The 17,970-nt window shown below is 48.9% G+C and carries 13 protein-coding genes, 2 pseudogenes and 1 riboswitch; of the genes and pseudogenes, 13 read left to right on the top strand and 2 right to left on the bottom strand.

Features of this window, described 5'->3' with window-relative positions:
* The first annotated feature begins 6 nt into the window (after positions 1 to 6).
* The 8 genes and pseudogenes from QJ036_RS02150 to QJ036_RS02115 form a co-directional block, all read left to right on the top strand.
* A complete protein-coding gene (locus QJ036_RS02150; protein WP_283229793.1) occupies positions 7 to 4,995 on the top strand; it encodes a hypothetical protein in 4,989 nt (1,662 codons plus the stop codon).
* A gap of 17 nt (positions 4,996 to 5,012) precedes the next feature.
* Entirely contained in the window at positions 5,013 to 6,428 is a 1,416-nt protein-coding gene (locus QJ036_RS02145; protein WP_283229792.1) for a prenyltransferase/squalene oxidase repeat-containing protein, read from the top strand.
* 15 nt (positions 6,429 to 6,443) lie between these two features.
* On the top strand, positions 6,444 to 7,013 hold the full coding sequence (locus QJ036_RS02140; protein WP_283229791.1) for a DUF4430 domain-containing protein: 570 nt from the start codon (positions 6,444 to 6,446) through the stop codon (positions 7,011 to 7,013).
* Positions 7,010 to 7,891 (top strand): energy-coupling factor transporter transmembrane component T, encoded by an 882-nt coding sequence (locus QJ036_RS02135; RefSeq protein ID WP_283229790.1) that lies wholly within the window; start codon positions 7,010 to 7,012, stop codon positions 7,889 to 7,891. The genes QJ036_RS02140 and QJ036_RS02135 overlap by 4 nt, the downstream gene beginning before the upstream one ends.
* Positions 7,864 to 9,633, top strand: a complete 1,770-nt coding sequence (locus QJ036_RS02130) for an ABC transporter ATP-binding protein (protein WP_283229788.1) — start codon at positions 7,864 to 7,866, stop codon at positions 9,631 to 9,633. Before QJ036_RS02135 ends, QJ036_RS02130 begins: the two co-directional genes overlap by 28 nt.
* Positions 9,617 to 10,378: an ECF transporter S component gene (locus QJ036_RS02125; RefSeq protein WP_283229787.1), complete on the top strand. Its 762-nt coding sequence runs from the start codon at positions 9,617 to 9,619 to the stop codon at positions 10,376 to 10,378. Before QJ036_RS02130 ends, QJ036_RS02125 begins: the two co-directional genes overlap by 17 nt.
* 17 nt (positions 10,379 to 10,395) lie before the next feature.
* Positions 10,396 to 11,250: a leucine-rich repeat domain-containing protein gene (locus QJ036_RS02120; RefSeq protein WP_283229786.1), complete on the top strand. Its 855-nt coding sequence runs from the start codon at positions 10,396 to 10,398 to the stop codon at positions 11,248 to 11,250.
* Between the two features lie 26 nt (positions 11,251 to 11,276).
* Positions 11,277 to 11,419, top strand: a riboswitch (cobalamin riboswitch).
* Positions 11,420 to 11,919: 500 nt separating this feature from the next.
* A pseudogene (locus tag QJ036_RS02115) lies at positions 11,920 to 12,228 on the top strand (ISL3 family transposase); the annotation flags it as partial.
* Positions 12,229 to 12,735: 507 nt separating this feature from the next.
* Here the strand turns inward: QJ036_RS02115 and QJ036_RS02110 are convergent.
* Positions 12,736 to 13,068, bottom strand: a pseudogene (locus QJ036_RS02110) (IS91 family transposase); the annotation flags it as partial.
* Between the two features lie 140 nt (positions 13,069 to 13,208).
* Here QJ036_RS02110 and istA point away from each other — a divergent pair.
* The 3 genes from istA to QJ036_RS02095 all read left to right on the top strand — a co-directional run bounded on the left by istA (position 13,209) and on the right by QJ036_RS02095 (position 16,167).
* Entirely contained in the window at positions 13,209 to 14,528 is a 1,320-nt protein-coding gene (gene istA / locus QJ036_RS02105; RefSeq protein WP_283229785.1) for an IS21 family transposase, read from the top strand.
* The gene (locus QJ036_RS02100; protein ID WP_283229784.1) at positions 14,521 to 15,321 is read left to right on the top strand and encodes an ATP-binding protein; all 801 of its coding nucleotides are present in this window, start codon (positions 14,521 to 14,523) and stop codon (positions 15,319 to 15,321) included. The genes istA and QJ036_RS02100 overlap by 8 nt, the downstream gene beginning before the upstream one ends.
* Positions 15,322 to 15,507: 186 nt before the next feature.
* Positions 15,508 to 16,167, top strand: coding sequence for a site-specific integrase (locus QJ036_RS02095; RefSeq protein WP_283229783.1), 660 nt, complete (start codon positions 15,508 to 15,510; stop codon positions 16,165 to 16,167).
* 98 nt (positions 16,168 to 16,265) lie between these two features.
* Here the strand turns inward: QJ036_RS02095 and ychF are convergent, their stop codons facing one another.
* Positions 16,266 to 17,363: a redox-regulated ATPase YchF gene (gene ychF / locus QJ036_RS02090; protein ID WP_283229782.1), complete on the bottom strand. Its 1,098-nt coding sequence runs from the start codon at positions 17,361 to 17,363 to the stop codon at positions 16,266 to 16,268.
* A 183-nt stretch (positions 17,364 to 17,546) separates the two neighbouring features.
* On the opposite strand from ychF, the gene QJ036_RS02085 reads away from it, so the two are divergent.
* The gene (locus QJ036_RS02085; protein ID WP_283229781.1) at positions 17,547 to 17,759 is read left to right on the top strand and encodes a hypothetical protein; all 213 of its coding nucleotides are present in this window, start codon (positions 17,547 to 17,549) and stop codon (positions 17,757 to 17,759) included.
* Complete coding sequence (locus tag QJ036_RS02080; protein WP_283229780.1) at positions 17,743 to 17,880, top strand: aspartyl-phosphate phosphatase Spo0E family protein; 138 nt, start codon at positions 17,743 to 17,745, stop codon at positions 17,878 to 17,880. Before QJ036_RS02085 ends, QJ036_RS02080 begins: the two co-directional genes overlap by 17 nt.
* The last annotated feature ends 90 nt before the right edge of the window (positions 17,881 to 17,970 follow it).

Here is a 17,970-nt window from a genome sequence, read left to right as displayed (position 1 = left end):
AATCAGATGAATGAAAAAAGCTTATCATCAAACAGAAAATCGGCAGGAATGCGTTTCCTTTCCATTTTTCTGGCGCTTTTGCTGGCACTGGCGCCGGTCCCATTGATGACGCGTCCGGCAGAAGCGGCCGCAGTGACAGATCCCTGGGACGGAGAAAGCCTGTCAGTGCCGGACATGGATGAGGATGGAACCTATCTGATCCGAACGGGAGCGGAGCTGGCATGGCTTGCAGATCAGGTCAATGCAGGCCGGGGGGAGCTCAACGCCCGGCTGGAAAATTATATATATCTGAATGATTATAATACAGCCTACAACTGGACGATGATCGGCAGCACAGAGGAGCATCCTTACCGGGGCCATTTTGACGGGAACGGCCAGCGGGTGGTTTACCTGCGGGCGGAGATCAGTGAGAAAACACCGGAATATCGGTATGCAGGGCTGTTCGGCGTCATTGACGGCGGTACAGTGGAAAATGTCACGGTACTGGGAAAGGTGCTTCACAATTATGCCTCCTACGGCAGCGAAGGCAGCAGCAATCAGCTCTATACCGGAAGCGGCGGCATTGCCGGTTATCTGAAATCCGGACGGATCATCAACTGTGTCAACTATGCCAGAACCACCATGGAAGGAGATACCACCTACCGGAATGCAGGCGGCATCGTGGGCATCTGTTCCGGCATGGTCGTTCACTGTTTTAATGAAGGAAAGCTGTCTACATTAGTATATTTCGCCCAGAATCATATCGGCGGCATTGCCGGTCTGGTTTACGGTGTAAATGCCCAGGTGATGAACTGCACCAATCATGCCACCGTCCAGGGCTATTTCAGCGTGGGCGGCATTGCCGGTGCAGTGAAATCCGGCGGTGAAGTGGTATCCAGCTGCAATTACGGAGCAGTCAAGGGAAATTCTGTCATCGGCGGCGTGGTGGGACGGGTGTCCACCACAGGAATCTATAAAAACGGCAGTGAAAAGGAATGTCTGGTCAGCAACGTTTATAACCTGGGAACCATGAGCGCATACGGCACCGGCGGCGGCTCCGAGATGGGCGGTATTGCCGGTCGGGTGGGCTATGAAAACTCCAGCGAGGAAGCATTGCCTCCCATGCCGGTGATTCAGAATGCCTATACAGTGGTGGACTACCCCAGTAAAGCGTATGGACGGCGGGGAGCCGTTATCGGATACATGGTCAGCGGATGCTATGGTTCTATCTATGCCCTCAGTGTTGATCCGGGCCTGAGTCTGATCGGCTCCAAAAATGACCGGGCCATTCTGATTCTGGATGAGGCTCTGCTGGTGGACGATGCCAAACTGAAAAGCGTGGGTATCGTTGAAAAACTGGGAAGCGCCTTTACCATGTCCAGCGAATATGATACGGAAAATCTGGGTTATCCCAAGCTGGTATGGCAGGGACTGCCTTCAGCACTTCTTTCCAAAGTGGATGCGGCATGGGTAGAGCTGGACAGCTGGCTGACAGAAACCAATATGATCCGGTATGGAAAGAATTACAGCCAGATTGAAAGTCTGGTAAAAGAGTATAAAGACAGGCTGCTGGCCGTGTCGAAGGAGGATGAACTGGAGGCTGTTATAACAGAGGCCAGAGAAAAGCTGGGAGCAGTCCGCCCCAGTGTGGAAGCAGACAGTGAGCTTCAGGAGGCCATTGACAACGCCACTCTGGCATTGCTGGAATATCAAAGCAAGCTGGAAAGCCAGTATCCGGATCTGACAGAAAGCCAGCTGAAGCAGCTGGATGAAATTACAGAGGAATACAGGGAGAAACTGAATACAGTGGCTTCTGCAGATGAGATTACTCTGATCCTCAGGGACGGAAAGGATGCCCTGGAAAATCAGATTGCTGTTTTTGAAGCAGATAAGCGGCTGGAAGAGATCCGTTCTGATGCCATCCAGGAGCTGAATGCCTACCGGGCTGACGGCCAGTATGAGGATAAGTGGATGTTCCAGATCAGTCAGGTGAGGAAGCAGGCTTTGGAAGCCATCAGTAAGGCCCAGAGCTCTGCAGAGATCACTGTCCTGCTGGCCCAGGCCAGGCTGGATATTGACGCTGTTATTGACCAGATTCCCGAAGAGGGAGCCTGGGACGGCAAGACCCTGACAGAGCCGGCTCTGAATGAAAATGATGTCTATCAGATCACCAGCGGCAGTGAGCTGGCCTGGTTTGCCAAAGCGGTCAACACCGTGGACGGAGCTCAGGGCATTTCCGGAGAGCTGTGCAATGACATCAGCCTGGGATTTCAGCTTTGGACGCCCATCGGAAATACCAGTAACCGCGCCTTTACAGGAAGCTTTGACGGCAGAGGGTATACAGTCCGGGGACTTTTCATCGACTGGGCAGAGGATTATGCCGGCCTTTTCGGCTGTGTGGAAGGGGACGAATCCAGGGTGATCCAGAATCTTACTGTATCAGGCTTGATTTCTGTGGATGGAAGAGTCTGCTATACAGGAGGTATTGCCGGGCGCGTGTGTGGAAAAAGCAGCAGTAACCGGATGCGTCTGATCAACTGTCACAGTGCGGTAAACATCACTCAGGAACAGATGAAGATCATGGGCGGCGGTATAGGAGGTATTGCAGGATACACGGCGTATGTGGAGGTGTCCAATTGCTCCAATGACGGCCTGCTGAAGATTCCATCGGAAGGAAAAGGCGGCATTACCTATTATGCCGGCGGCATCATCGGAAATGCCAGCGCCTGCACCAGGCTGCAGACCAGCCGGAATTCCGGTTCTGTCTGGTGCCTCAATGCGGCAGGAGGACTGGTTGGAGGCGTGTCTGCCGGACAGTGTGAATTCTATTCCTGCTATAATTCCGGTGAAATATCAGCTGCCACCTATTCCGGCGGTCTGGGCGGTTATCTTTCGTCAGGAGGCAGCACTTTCAAATGGTGTTATTCCTCCGGTCCGGTGAATCTGGATCAGTCCGGACGATGTGTGGGAGCCTTATTTGGCATGCTCAGCTACGGTGTGGCAGAATATGATTCTGTTTATGCACTGAAGCGCAGCGATTCGCTGGGAAGAACGCTGGTGGGCGGATCTGCGGATTTCAGTGCTCCCGGAAAATATCTGGTGGAAAGCGAGCTGAAAAGCGACGATATCCTAAACAGCCTGAACGGCGGCGGCAGCTGCTTCATCCGGGATTATCTGGAATACCAGAGCGGTTATCCGATTTTGGCCTGGGAAATGACCCTGGATGACTTCAAGGCGGGGGCAATTTCTGAGATTCACCAGTATGTGTCCCTGGAAGATTATTCAGAAGAGAATTTGCCCCAGGTTCAGGCAATTCTGGCCGACGGGGAGGTGCGGATCCAGGCGGCAGCCACCATGGAAGCAGTGAATGCAGAACTGACCCTGATCAAGGGCGAGCTGGATCAGGTGGAAACCCTTGCAGGAGCAGCGGAGCGGCGGCTTCAGGAAATTCGGAGTGAAGCCATTGCCATTCTGGAAAACTATGTGGATCTGTCGGTATACAGGGAGGAAGAACAGGCGCTGATCCGCCAGTATGTGGCGGACGGCAAAAAATATATCCTGCAGGCGGAGGACGAGGAAGAAGTGGAACGCCATCTGCGGGAAACCAAAGAGAACATCGATGCACTGCCCGATGCCTGGCAGTATTACCACCAGCTGGATATGGTGGCAGCTGCCCAGGTGGACAGTTACATTATGAACATCGGTGAGGTGGTATTCACCGCCTACTGCAAAACGGCTATTCAGATTGCCCGGTCCGGTTATGAGAATCTGACCCCTTCCCAGAAAGCGATGGTGGAGATGTATCAAACCCTGCTGGATGCAGAGGCGGCCTGGGCAGCCCTGGAAGAGCAGTTTGAAGTGACAGAAGAAGATATGCAGCTGGCGGAGGTGGTAGACGGCTACATTGACGCCATCGGCGAAGTGACCCTGGACAGCGGTCCGGTCATTCAGGCGGCCCGGCTGGCCTATGACAGTCTGACCGAAAAACAGCAGGCTCTGGTCAGCAGACCCGGCGTGCTGACTGATGCGGAAGCCGCATATGATGCTTTGTGGGCAGCTCAGGTGGCGGCAGAGATTGCGGCCATCGGCGAAGTAACGCTGAATAAAAAAGAAGTGATTTTTCATGCGAAGGATTCTTATGATGCCCTGACGGAGAGCCAGAAAGCCCTGGTGTCAGATTATCCGGTGCTTGTGAATGCCATCAGCAGATATCAGAATCTGCTGGCAGCAGAGCCGGTGATCAGTCTGATTGATGAGATCGGAGACGTGACCCTGGACAGCGGTAATAAAATCCTGGCTGCCATCACCGCCTACAATGATCTGACAGCAGATCAGCAGGAGCTGGTTACCAATTATGTGGTGCTGGAAGCGGCAGCAGAGGTTTATGACTCTCTTCTGGCAGTACAGGAGGTGATCGGTCTGATTCAGACTATCGGACAGGTGAGCCAGGCCTCCGGTCCGGTCATTTCAGCGGCCCGGTCTGCTTATGACAGTCTGACCCCGGAGGAAAAGGGCCGGGTGACCAACCGGTCTGTATTGGAAAATGCAGAAGCGGCTTATGCAGCCCTTAAGAATCCCCAGATCAGCACTGGGGCTGAGACAGACCGGATTACCGGCAATCCCGCATCTGTCTCAGAACTGTATGGAGGCGGAGGATCTTCCGGAAACAATAATTCCATTGTATCCGGCCAGGGACAGCCGGATGGAATGCTTCCCGGTGAGACAGCACAGGCTGAACCGGAAGGATTGGAGAACAGCGGCGGATCTGCGGAAACCGGTTCAGACGAAGAAGCTGCAGGAGTGCTCCCGGACTGGCTGGTGGATGAGATAGAAAGTGCCAAAGAGATGGATGAACACGAGAAAAAGATCAGAGAAAGCAGAGAAGCCGAAGAACGGCGGACACAGCTTCTGATTCTGGGAATTATTCTGGGTACCTGTGCCCTGCTGGTGGGTGCAGTCGGATATGCCCTCCGGTCTGCGGCAGCCAAACGGAAACAGAAAAAAGTGTATTACTGAAAGGAAAAAGATCAGATATGAGAGGATACAGGACAGGCACAGGAAAGAAAAAGTTTAGAGTTTTACTGCTTTTGGTACTGATGCTGACCTTATGTGTTTCATCAGCAGTACCTGCAGCGGCAGAAAGCCTCAGTTCTGAACAGCCCCGGCAGCTTCAGGCGGACATTCTGGAGTGGAAACGTGCTGCGGAGGGAAATGATCAGATCCTCAGCGGTGCATTGCTGGATGGCGCCGGCGGCGCCAGCAGCGACTGGATTGCTTTTAATATATCCAGAATCGGCATAGAGGACAATCAGGCGGCCTACCTGAGCCGGCTGCGGGATGCAGTGGAAAAGATCTATCAGAACATGGAAGACAGTCTGAAACGGTACCGGGTGTCAGATATGCACCGGATTGCCATGACGGTGAAAGCCTGCGGCGGAGATCCCACAAACTTCGGGACAGATCCGGAAGGAAATCCCATCAATCTGATTCAGGATACCGTCTGGAACAGTTTATGGGGTGATCCGGGCAGCCAGGGAATCAATGGCTACATCTGGGCCCTTCTGACGGTGGACAGTATGCAGTATGAGGAGCCTGAAGGAGCGGAATGGACCCGAGAAGCGCTTGTTACCGCCATCCTGTCCCGTCAGCTGGCTGACGGAGGGTTCGGACTGATCAAAACCGACCCATCGGACGTGGATCTGACCTCCATGTCTCTGACAGCTCTGGCGCCCTATGGTAATTCCGATAAAGCCTATACTTATGAAAGCATTGTGACCGGTGAACAGGTGACAGCCACCGTGGATGAAGTGGCGGAAAAGGCCTTTGCATGCCTGACAGCCCTGCAGGCCGACGACGGCACCATGCTGACTTATCAGGAAAGAACTTCAGAAAGCACCGCCTGGGCCATGATGGCCCTGGCTTCCTGGGGCAGAGATCCCGAGGAGGATCAGCTGTTTATCAAGAACGGTAAAACCCTTCTGGACGGCATCGAAGCCTTCCGTCTGGAGGACGGCGGCATCGTCCACAGCCTGGATGGACAGGAAGAGGAAACAGTGGGCAACAACATGGCCGGCTATCAGGCCGTTTACGGACTGGAAGCCGTCTGTCGGCTGCGGGAAGACAAAGGAAGAGTATTTGACCTGACAGATGCCTCCACAGTTTCTGAAGAAGAAATAGAAGCAGCAAAGGCCTCTCTTCCGGAATTGACGGAAGAAGATGAAAAGACCGGGGAAGAGGTGCAGGAAGATACGGGACGGCGCATGGTTTACATGACTGCCGTCATTGCTGCAGCGGTGGTGCTGGTGGTGGCAATCTTCCTGATTCTGGTATTGAAAGACAGAACGAAGAAAAAGAACCTCTCGGACAAAGACGGCAGCAGTACCTCTGGCAGCAGTTCTGACGGATCCGGAGACTCTGACTGGGATGATGATGAAGACGATGAATGGTAAAGGCGGTGGTACCCCATGAAGAAGAATATTCTTCTGATCGCCATAGCAGCTGTGCTGGTGATATTTCTGGTGAAGGGAACAAAAATACAGTCCGTGGAGGATTATTATCTGACACATATGGAAGATATTACAGAGGATTCTGAGACTGTGACCATCAGCATCCGCTGTGATACCCTGCTGGAGCCCGGCAACTGGAAAAAGCTGGATCAGCAGCTTCGGGACGAAAAATATGTGCCGGAGGACGGCGTAATCCTTCCGGAAACCACCTATGTGCTGCGAAAAGGGGATACGGCTTTTGACATCCTGAAACGGGCCTGCCGTTATAATGAAATCCAGATGGATTATCAGGGGGCAGATGCCAATGTATACAGCACTGTATTTATCAAAGGCATCAATTTTCTCTATGAATTCTCCTGCGGGGAGCTGTCCGGCTGGATGTACCGGGTCAATGGAGAATTTCCCGGGGTGGGCTGCAGCGGTTATAAACTAAAGGACAAGGACACCATTGAATGGGTATACACCTGTGATCTGGGAAAAGATGTGGGAGATACCTATATGACGGAAGGGAAAGGAGGCTCGTCATGAACGGATTTGGAAGTTATCATCCGGCGGTGCTGTTTTCCTATTATGTGCTGGCAGTCTCTTTTTCCATGTTCAGCATGCATCCCGTCATTATTCTGGCATCAGTGGCCGGCGGATTTCTTCTGTTTGGAGCGCAGAACGGCATCCGGAAGCTTTTTAAAGAACTGGGCTTTTTCCTGGTGCTGTTTCTTCTGATGTCCCTGGTCAATCCGCTGTTTATACATAACGGGGAAACAGTTTTGTTTTTCATGAATGACAACCCCATTACCCTGGAAGCCATCATCTATGGAAGCATGGCGTCCCTGATGATCGTGGGGGTACTGCTCTGGTGCCGATGCTACGGGGCGATCTTAACCACAGAAAAATTTCTGTATCTGTTTGGGAAGCTGATCCCGAAGCTGGGTCTGATTTTGTCCATGGTTTTCCGGTTTATTCCCCTGTTTAAGGTACAGATTCGGAAAATCAATCAGTCCCAGAAAACCATGGGACTTTATGCCACAGACAGTGTGGCTGATAAAATCGGCGGCGGCGTCCGTGTGTTTGACAGTCTGGTGTCCTGGTCCATGGAAAATTCCATTGATACGGCGGATGCCATGAAAGCCAGAGGCTACGGGCTGCCGGGCCGGACGAATTTTACTTTGTTCCGTTTCCGGAAAAGAGACGGAATTCTCATGGCTGTCATGGGAGCCCTGGCGGCGGCAGTCTTCACAGGCTTTGCCTGGGGAAGCTATGGGTTTTACTATTACCCTTATGTGGCAGAAATAAGCCGGGATATCCAGTCTGCTGCAGCCTACCTGATTGTGCTGGCGTTCATGTGCATTCCGGGAATTCTGGAACTGAAGGAGAAAGTATCATGGAATTACTTAAAGTCGAAGATCTGACCTTTACCTATCCCCGTCAGAAAAAAGATATAGATGAAGCAGCCCCCGCCCTGGAGCATGTTTCCTTTGAAATACAGGAGGGAGAATTTATCGTGGTTTGTGGAGAGTCCGGCTGCGGAAAGACAACACTCCTGAAGCTGTTAAAGCGGGAGTTGGCCCCCTTTGGTGAAAAAAGTGGGAAAATCTGGTTCAGGGGCGTTGAACAAAATTCACTTACGGATCGGGAGGCAGCCTGCGAAATCGGATATGTCCTCCAGAATCCGGAAAACCAGACGGTGACGGATAAGGTCTGGCATGAACTGGCCTTTGGTCTGGAAAATATGGGGGTTCCCACGCCGGTAATCCGAAGGAGGGTAGCGGAAATGGCCTGCTTTTTCGGCATTGATGACTGGTTTCGGAAAAAGACCACTGAACTGTCAGGAGGACAGAAGCAGCTTCTGAATCTGGCTTCTATTATGGCTATGCAGCCAAAACTCCTGATTCTGGACGAACCCACCAGTCAGCTGGATCCTATTGCAGCCTCGGATTTTATCAATACACTGGTGAAAATTAATAAAGATCTTGGATTGACCATTCTTATGACAGAGCACCGGCTGGAGGAGGTGTTTCCTGTGGCGGATCGTGTCTTTGTCATGGATAAAGGGAAAATTCTTCTGATGGAACCGCCCAGGGAAGCGGGGCGTGACCTGAAACAGATCAATGCGAATCATAAAATGCTCCTGGGACTGCCCAGCGCCCTTCGGATTTATCATGGACTGGATGCCCCGGAGGCAGAATGCCCCCTGACAGTCCGGGATGGGCGGAATTTCCTGGAAGAAAATTACGAAAATAGAATTTGCCGTCTGGAACGGAAAAAAACCGAATCAGAAGGCACAAAAAAAGACCGCCCCATTGCCATGCGGATGAAGGATATCTGTTTCCGGTATGAGAAGGATCTGCCGGATGTGCTGGAGAGTGTGGCCCTGACAGTCTATGAGGGAGAAATTATCAGCCTGCTGGGAGGAAACGGAGCAGGAAAAACCACCCTTTTGAATGTGGTTTCCGGCGCCAATAAGCCCTATCGGGGAAAGCTGGAAATCTTTGGAAAGAGGATTCAGAAATATTCAGGAAAAGAGCTGTATGCGGGAAAGCTGGCATCTCTGCCCCAGAATCCCCAGACGGTTTTTATAAAAATGACAGTTCGGGAGGACTATCAGGAAATTCAGAAGGTGATGGGCTACAGCCAGGAGGAAATGGAGCAGAAGATCAGCGAAATTGCAGACCTTCTGGGTATCAGCCACCTGCTGAGCCGACATCCCTATGATTTAAGCGGCGGAGAGCAGCAAAAGGCAGCCCTGGGAAAGGTACTGCTGCTGCAGCCCAGGCTTTTGCTTCTGGATGAGCCCACCAAAGGCATAGATGCCTGGTCCAAGCATCAGCTGCAGCTGCTGCTGAAGGATCTGAAACGGCAGGGAATTGCCATACTGATGGTGACCCATGATGTGGAGTTTGCCGCCGGAGTATCTGACCGGTGTGGTCTGTTTTTTGATCATGAGATTACTTCCCTGGATACGCCGGAGGAATTTTTCTGCAACAACAATTATTATACGACGGCGGCCAACCGGATTTCCAGACAGCGGTATGAAAATGCTGTGACCTGTGAGGAAGTCATTGAACTGTGCAGGCAAAACAGAAAAATTAAATCCGGGGACCGGTCACAGCAAAGAAACGGACAGGGGGAAGCACATGAAGAAACAGAATGAAAAAATGGCCTGTCCGGAAGCAATGGATGCAGAAACCGCGCTGGAAAACACTGCACCTTATAATTTGAAAAGGCTGGTTGGCTGGATTGTGCTGGTGGTGGGAGTGATTCTGCTGATCCGGCTGGGCATCCGCCTGCTGGCAGACCGGAAATATAATCTGGTGTCGGTCATGATTGCCCTGTTGGCCTGCGTGCCCTTCTATTTTACTTATGAAAAGCGGGAGGGCAGCATCCGCCGGATGGTGATGATTGCGGTTATGACGGCCATTGCCGTGCTGGGGCGGCTGATTTTCGGCCCCATACCGGCCTTCAAGCCCATGGCAGCCATCATTATCCTGACGGGAATCTATATGGGGCCGGAATCCGGTTTCCTGGTGGGCTCCTTGGAAGCGGTGGTATCCAACATTTTTTTCGGCCAGGGTCCCTGGACACCCTTTCAGATGCTCACCCTGGGACTGACAGGCCTCCTGTCCGGGCTTCCGGGGCTTCGTGCATTGCTGAGGCGGCGGCTGCCCCTGGCAATCTGGGGTCTGCTGATGGGCATCATGTATTCGGGCATCATGGACATCTGGACGGTTTTGAGCCTGATTGACGGCTTTAACTGGCATCGGTACCTGCTGGCCCTCAGTACGGCGCTGCCTTACACGATCACTTATATGGTATCCAATGTGGTTTTTCTGATGCTTACAATTAAGCCCATCGGAGAGAAACTGAACCGGATTCAGATTAAGCATGGAATTTTTTAAGGAGAGGGGATGTTCAGATGGAAGTAACAATGGAGATAAAAGCAGAAAGCGACAGGGAAGAAAAGCAATCTCAACGGGTTCGTGTGTTTACGGCGGGAAGCCAGGAAGTAAGGATTGAAAAGGCTGCTATGAAAAACAACATCCGGATCCGGTCGGCCAACCTGGAAAATATCCGACAGATTGGTGAAGAAGCCTTTATGGGATGCACTTGCCTGCAGCAGGTCCGGCTTGAAAACCTGAGAAGGATTGAAAAGCGGGCCTTCCATGGGTGCAGTCGGCTGAAAACCGTTCAATTTCCTGCTTCCGTATATAAAATACTGCCGGGAGCCTTTCTGAACAACAGGCGTCTCCAGAGAGTGGAGTTCCGAAAAAGCTGTGGACTGAAAGAACTGGAAAATGAGGTGTTTTCCGGGTGCTCCAGCCTTCTGGATGTGCGTCTGCCCGGAAAACTGTTCCGGATCGGCCGAAGGGCTTTTTATAAATGTATCAGCCTGGAGGAAATAGAATTTCCCATCTCACTGAGAAGCATCGGGCAGGAAAGCTTTTACCAGTGCGGGTTCCGGGAGCTGGAGCTTCCGGAGGGGCTTCTGGAAATCGGTGAGAGCGCTTTTTTAAAATGTAAGAACCTGGAATACGTCTATGTGCCGGATACAGTCCGCAAGATCGGAAAATGGGCCTTCCATGGCTGCTCCAGACTGAAGGTGCTGGAAATCAATCATGATCCGGAAGAGATCGGTGAATGGATCACCAATAAAGTATGTATCATCCGCTGTCCCAAAGGAAGCAAAATGGAAGCTTATGCCCGGCATTACGGAATGTCAGTGGAGTATACGATTTCTGCTATTGACAATTCTTTTCCCTACCCACTATAATAGGGAAGAATCAAATATGTAATACCGCAAATTAAACCGCACAGGGTCTGCCCGGAAGAACGGGCATCAAAGGAATCAGGTGTGAAACCTGAGCGATCCGGTCACTGTGAGCAGGAGAAGCTGAATGCTTTCCTGCGAGCCAGGAACTTGCTCTGTGGGATGAAGATTAGGTTTCCAGGGAAAACTGATATCTCTACGGATGAAATATGCCGTACTTATGCCTGCTTTTTGCAGGCTTTTTTCTTTATGATACGGAAAGTACCCTGTGCAGAAATCCCAGACTGCCCGATTTTGGCGGAAAAGGATGATTTAAATCACATGTTCGAATGGATAAAGGTAGTGTCAAGTAAGTTATGAAAAAACAGAGCCAACAAAATAGGCTCAATTGAACCTTGATAATTGGTAAACGCTCCATAGGTTCTTTCCATAGTTAGTTGATTATATCTTAGTAAAGTAGTAAGATAAGTGTTTTGCCACAATAGTTTATGTAGTAAAAAAACATTTTCAGAAAACCATCATTTCGTGGATAGAAAAGGGAAGAAAACACGCAGACTGGAGAAAAATATTATTTACACATCGACACAGTTAAGTTCAGTCAATGCTTCAAAAGTATTAAAGACAAGCAATATAAATGTATGTAAAAGCAGTATATGTGAGTTGCTTAAAAAAATGCCATCCATTGTGGATAACTTCTCTGTGAAAAGGGTGTGTGTGGATGATTTTGCATTACGGAAGAGATTTTCTTACGGAACAGTGATGGTAGACCTGGATACACATAGAATTATAGACTTGATTCCATCGAGGGATACCGATGATGTCAGGAAACGGTTAAAAAGATTTCCGCACATTGAAGTTATTTCACGCGATGGTGCTCAGATATATGCGCATGCAGCTCAAAAAGCACATCCTGATGTTGTTCAGATAAGTGATAGATTTCATCTAATAAAAGGACTATCCGAAGCAGTAGATAAATACATAATAAGAACATTTCCTGCAAAACTTGAAATACCTGCAGTAACTGTTCAATCACCCGAAATAAAGCAATTATTAAACATAAACAACCGATCAAAACGGATACGGTTTGTACACGAACAAAAAGAGGTTGGCATGACTGTGTACGAGATCGCTGTAATATTACATTGTACCCCTAAGGCAGTAGAGAAATATTTGAATACAGATCCGGATACTGTGGCAGATAGGACGATTGCCAGGGAGAAGCAGCACCAGCTAGCACTTCAACAAAAGCAAAAAGATGTTGATGAAGCCAGAGAACTCGCAAAAAATGGTATTCCCATAGAACATATCGCAAAAATGTTGCATCACACATATCGGACGATTCAGAGATATCTTGATCCGGGTTATTCCGTTGTGAACGGGCACTATAATGTTAGGATACCAAATAAATTAGCTCCATTTGAAGAAAAAGTAATCATGTTACGGAGTCAAGGTATGACGTATCCTAAAATACATGAGATTATCTCTAAGGAGCTTCTGATTCTTAGTGCGGGAACACAGCAGCCCATAGTGCCTGATACGGACAAAACTCCTTGGTGGTACATGCATGAGGAATCACCGGACAAACTCCACACCGGAAATGGTCAGTTCCTTCCACTGCCCCTCATTACGGTAATCCTTTACTGAGAATGTAACGGTATCATCATCCATGCGGATAATACGGTGATTGCTGACAGCAATGCGGTGAGTATACTTGCCAAGGTAATTAATTACTGACCCGGCACCATTGAAAGTCTTTTTACAATGAGGGACCCAGTCCGTACCATAACAGGAATCCAGGAGTTCCTTGAATTCATAATGGTGTTAGCATCGGGTGATATTAACCATTTTTCATCGGGTTAAAATCGCCAATTGTCATCGGATTAAAATAACCAAAAAGTCATTGCTAAGTGCCTTTTTTGTCCTAAACTGATGTTACCCAACGCATCAGAAAAAGGAGGACAATGAATAAAGAAAACAAAAGCAATGACTTACAGGACATTTTAACACAAACCATCGAACAAATGAAGATGGAACTCGGTGGCAAGTTCAACATAGATAAAATAAATCTTGCTGAGCTTGAACGCCGCACTGGAATATCCCGTGCCAAACTCCGCCATTATAAGAAGGATGGCTTCATTATCAAACCTCATGGACGTACCGGTCAAAAGGCAGAAGTTACTGTATTAACCGGCTATACCGGTCTGCTTGATGATCTGCTCCGTAAAAATGTTACCAATGCTGCAGTCTGTTTTGAACAGCTACAGGAACACGGATATGCAGGCGGTCAGACACAGGTGAGGATGTACATCAAAAACCATCAGGAATTGATTCCCCCAAAACGTATGCTGGTCGATCCGCAGGGAAACCGTGGCAGACGTTACAGCACAGATGCCGGGGAAGCATACCAGATGGACTGGGGCTTTGTTGATGTGGAATGTTCGGACGGAAGCAGTTACCGCTGTGCCTGCTTTGCCATGATCTGTCATCATTGTGGTGAAAGATACATCGAATTCTTTCCGAATGCCAAGCAGGAAAATCTGTTTATTGGAATGATCCATGCTTTCTATCTTATGGGGATTCCAAAGTACATACTTACGGATAACATGAAGAGCGTTGTAATCGGACGGGATCCGGACAGACATCCGATCTGGCAGCACGATTACGAAGCTTTTATGAAAACAGTTGGTTTTGAAACAAAACTCTGCAAACCGCGTCATCCATTTACCAAAGGTTCCGTGGAAAGGCTTATTCGTTTTGTAAAGGACAACTTCATCCCAGGAAGGCTTTTCAGCAACATCACGGAGCTGAATTATCAGGCTCTGGCATGGTGCCGTGTACAAAATGGGCGATATCACCGCGCTGTAGACTGCGTCCCGGATGAAAAACATCAGAGGGAGTGCTGGCAGACAGCCAAAACCCTAGAAGCTACGCAGGAGCTCATGTTTTATCTGTGCCCGCCACGTTTGATTTCTTTTGACGGTTTTGTGCACTATGAAGGACAGCGTTTCGGCGTTCCCTACTGGTATCATAAGCGTATCTGCCGTGTACAGAGAAAGGAATTCGAACTGACCATTTATGATGAAGATCTTAACCGTATCCTTACTGTGCATAATGTAACATGGAGCAGAAAGGACAGCTTCTGCAGAGATCAGTATGTTTCTATACAACCTGAAGAATTCCCTTCTGTTCCTGTGAGATCAAAGATCCTACAGATCGAGGAGACCATACGGGACTCCGGCTTTTCCAAGTTTGATTTTGGGGAGGGTCTGTGGGATGAATGATGTATTTTCAAGGATCAGCGCAGACATCGACTCTCTTAAGATCAATGCTTATACCAATGGACTTATGGAACTTCTTGATTCAGAAGCAATGAGTCCGGAACAGCTGGAAGCAGTAGCGCTTGTGTTTGCCCACCTGCGCAATCAAAAGGAAGAGACAATCAGAAATACGCTTCTTAAGATGAGCAGGCTTCCGTTAAAAGAACCGAAGACGTTTGACAGCTTCGATTTTAGTCTTGTCCAGGGAAAGCAGATAGAAGCATTAAGAAACCTGCCCTCTCTGACAGCAGTAAATGCGGGACGAAACCTAGCATTTATCGGACCACAGGGTGTTGGAAAAACTCATCTGGCTATGGCATATGGAAGAGAGTGCTGCATACATGGATTAAAGACTTATTTTTTGAAAGCACCCGAACTGAACCAGCGTCTGACAGATGCAGTAAAATATGGCCGCGAAAGTTCTACGATCAATGCTTTGGTAAAGCCGTCCTGTCTGATCATCGATGAGATTGGCCGGTGTGTCTTCAACAAAGAATCTACGCGGATGTTTTTCGATATGGTGGACCGACGCTATAACAAAGAAGGTCCTAATACCATGATCTTCACAAGCAACATGAGTCCGAACAAATGGGGCGAATTCTTCGGTGAAGACTCCTCACTTCTTTGTGCCCTTGATCGAATCTTTGACGATGCAACTGTCTTCATGATGAAAGGGAACAGCTACAGAGGAAAACGTCTGGAAACAATAGCAATAGAAACCGGCAGACCCAAGCCGGGCGTAACACGAAAGGATTAAACTAATTGAATCTGATGCGTTGGTTATTTTAATCTGATGAGAATTGGTTAAATTAACCCGATGAAATATGGTTGATTTAGCCCGATGCTAACAATGGTTAAGGACAATGTATGGACGGAATAGTTTTCAGTTACTTAAAGCAAAAGTACTGTTGCATGAGAAATTTCGATTTAGTATCAACTAAGGTTGGAAAGAACCTATGGAGCGTTTACGGTATTAACACAGGAACAACAAGATGCTTTTGTGGAGCAGGCAAAAAATACATATATGGGCTGTAGCTATATTTTCGACCTCTGCACAGGATTACGATTAGGGGAATTGCTTGCAGTGAAATGGGAAGATATAGACTTTAAGGAAAATCAACTTCATGTTGTGCGTACTCTCCGCAAGGTAAAAGACCCAGATAATGCAGAGGAACGCTGGCACTTGGAATTTGGCACGCCTAAAACAGAAGCCAGCAGACGGACAGTTCCCCTCAACCAGACAGCAATCAAATTACTGCATGACGTTCGTAAAGACCAATTACGCAATAAGCTGAAAGCAGGTTCAGCGTATGAGGATAATGGACTTGTCTTTGCCACGCAGTTAGGCAGACCGCTTGACCCTACGAATATGCGGCGTACTTTTTATAATATTTGCGAAAAGATTGGTCTGAGCGGCTTACATCCTCATTGTCTCCGTCACACTTTCGCCACCAGAGGAGCAGAAAACGATATTGACGTAAGAGTTATGCAGCGTTTCCTTGGTCACGCCACCATTCAGGAAACTGCCGATACTTACACTCATGTTCTTACAGACTTGAAACGAAATGAAATTTTGAAACTGGATAAGGCAGTAAGTTATTGAGCAAAAAATAATCGGTAGGGGTAAGGTAGGGGTAAAACATCAAAAGGAGTTGCCAAACCACATCGGCAACTCCCATAATTTTCAAGGACTTTATGATATTACACATTAAACCGGAACAGAATCACATCTCCGTCCTTGACCACATATTCCTTGCCTTCCAGACCTACAAGGCCTTTTTCCTTGGCGGCGGCGTAGCTTCCCGCATCCAGAAGATCCTGATAATTGACGACCTCGGCACGGATGAAGCCGCGTTCAAAATCGCTGTGGATCTTTCCGGCGGCAGCGGGAGCCTTTGTCCCTTTTTTGATGGTCCAGGCCCTCGTTTCCTGTTCCCCTGCAGTCAGATAACTGATCAGTCCGAGAAGCTTGTAGCTGGCCTTAATTAACTTGTCCAGACCGGATTCGGTAAGGCCGAGATCCTCCAGAAACATTTTCTTTTCGTCTTCCTCAAGCTCTGCGATTTCCTGCTCGATCTGGGCACAGATGACGAACACCTCACTGCCTTGAGAAGCAGCAAACTCCCGCACCTGTGTGACAAAGGGATTGCTTTCCCCGTCGTCGGCAAGATCATCCTCGGATACATTGGCGGCGAAAATGACCGGTTTGGCAGTCAGAAGATTTAAGGAGTGGAGGAAGAGTTCCTCGTCCTCATCCTCCGGCTGGTATGTAATTGCCAGGTTTCCATCCTCCAGATATTTCTGAATGGATTTTAAGGAAGCAAGCTCCTTGGCAAGAGCCTTGTCATTGAAGGCGGCTCTGGAGGTTTTGGCGATTCTCCGCTCCAGGATCTCCAGATCGGAGAAGATCAGCTCCAGGTTGATGGTTTCGATATCCCGCATGGGGTCAATGCTTCCGTCAACATGGACGATATTGTCATTTTTAAAGCAGCGGACCACATGAACGATGGCATCCACCTCGCGGATGTTTGCCAGGAACTGATTGCCGAGGCCCTCGCCCTTGGAGGCACCCTTAACCAGGCCGGCAATGTCTACGAATTCAATGACGGCGGGGGTTACCTTTCTGGAGGAATACATGTCTGCCAGGAGTCCCAGGCGAAAGTCGGGAACGGCCACAACACCCACGTTGGGATCAATGGTACAAAAAGGATAGTTGGCGGATTCGGCACCCGCCTTGGTCAGTGAATTGAACAGTGTGCTTTTTCCTACATTGGGCAGGCCCACGATACCTAATTTCATATATTCTCGCATCTCCTTATTTTTCATTCGATGTTTTTATCCATTATGCGGTTTTCTTCCCCGGGAGGAGACGGCCGCACCACAGTTTTTAAATTATATCACAGTGGCTTTTTTTCCTCAAGAGCAATCTTGTTAAATTATGAGAGAAGGGTGCTGAAATCCAGGTGTCTCCGGTGCTTTTTTATGAAAACGAAGTGCGGGAGCTGGAATAAGTACGCTGGAAAAAGTGGATGGGACGGACAACAGGAAAGGTATTTGTCGAAAAATGAAGAATCCTGCGGTGCAATCCGTTTGCCTTTTGGCGAAAAATCGCTTAAAATGACTTCTAGGAGGAAAGAAATAGATACAAATCATGAAAAAAGTTGGAGGGGTACATATTTTGAAAAGAAAAATTGAAGAAACAAGACGGAAACTGAATGAAGCCATTGAAAGAAGAGAATCGTCAGAAAAGATCCTGGAAATTTCCAGAGAATTAGACCGGTACATTGAGCAGTATCTGGAACAGACAGGGCAATGAACCGGCTGAACAACGTGGAAAAATGCCGGAAGCTGCGGGAGGCGGCATATCATCCGAAACGGTTGGTATGCCGTTTTTCGTTTTCCATAT

This window comes from Fusibacillus kribbianus (assembly GCF_030053595.1).
In the GTDB taxonomy this organism is placed as follows: Bacteria; Bacillota; Clostridia; order Lachnospirales; family Lachnospiraceae; genus Lientehia; species Lientehia kribbiana.
The sequence above is the reverse complement of the archived record's forward strand: the minus strand, read 5'-3'. Positions and strand labels throughout refer to the sequence as shown.

Bases quoted from the DNA above. Each gene is read 5' to 3' on its own strand.
- QJ036_RS02150 (WP_283229793.1), top strand. From the start codon at position 7: ATGAATGAAAAAAGCTTATCATCAAACAGAAAATCGGCAGGAATGCGT.
- QJ036_RS02135 (WP_283229790.1), top strand. From the start codon at position 7,010: ATGAACGGATTTGGAAGTTATCATCCGGCGGTGCTGTTTTCCTATTAT.
- QJ036_RS02120 (WP_283229786.1), top strand. From the start codon at position 10,396: ATGGAAGTAACAATGGAGATAAAAGCAGAAAGCGACAGGGAAGAAAAG.
- QJ036_RS02130 (WP_283229788.1), top strand. From the start codon at position 7,864: ATGGAATTACTTAAAGTCGAAGATCTGACCTTTACCTATCCCCGTCAG.
- QJ036_RS02145 (WP_283229792.1), top strand. From the start codon at position 5,013: ATGAGAGGATACAGGACAGGCACAGGAAAGAAAAAGTTTAGAGTTTTA.
- QJ036_RS02125 (WP_283229787.1), top strand. From the start codon at position 9,617: ATGAAGAAACAGAATGAAAAAATGGCCTGTCCGGAAGCAATGGATGCA.
- QJ036_RS02085 (WP_283229781.1), top strand. From the start codon at position 17,547: ATGAAAACGAAGTGCGGGAGCTGGAATAAGTACGCTGGAAAAAGTGGA.
- ychF (WP_283229782.1), bottom strand. From the start codon at position 17,363: ATGAAATTAGGTATCGTGGGCCTGCCCAATGTAGGAAAAAGCACACTG.
- QJ036_RS02100 (WP_283229784.1), top strand. From the start codon at position 14,521: ATGAATGATGTATTTTCAAGGATCAGCGCAGACATCGACTCTCTTAAG.
- QJ036_RS02140 (WP_283229791.1), top strand. From the start codon at position 6,444: ATGAAGAAGAATATTCTTCTGATCGCCATAGCAGCTGTGCTGGTGATA.
- istA (WP_283229785.1), top strand. From the start codon at position 13,209: ATGAATAAAGAAAACAAAAGCAATGACTTACAGGACATTTTAACACAA.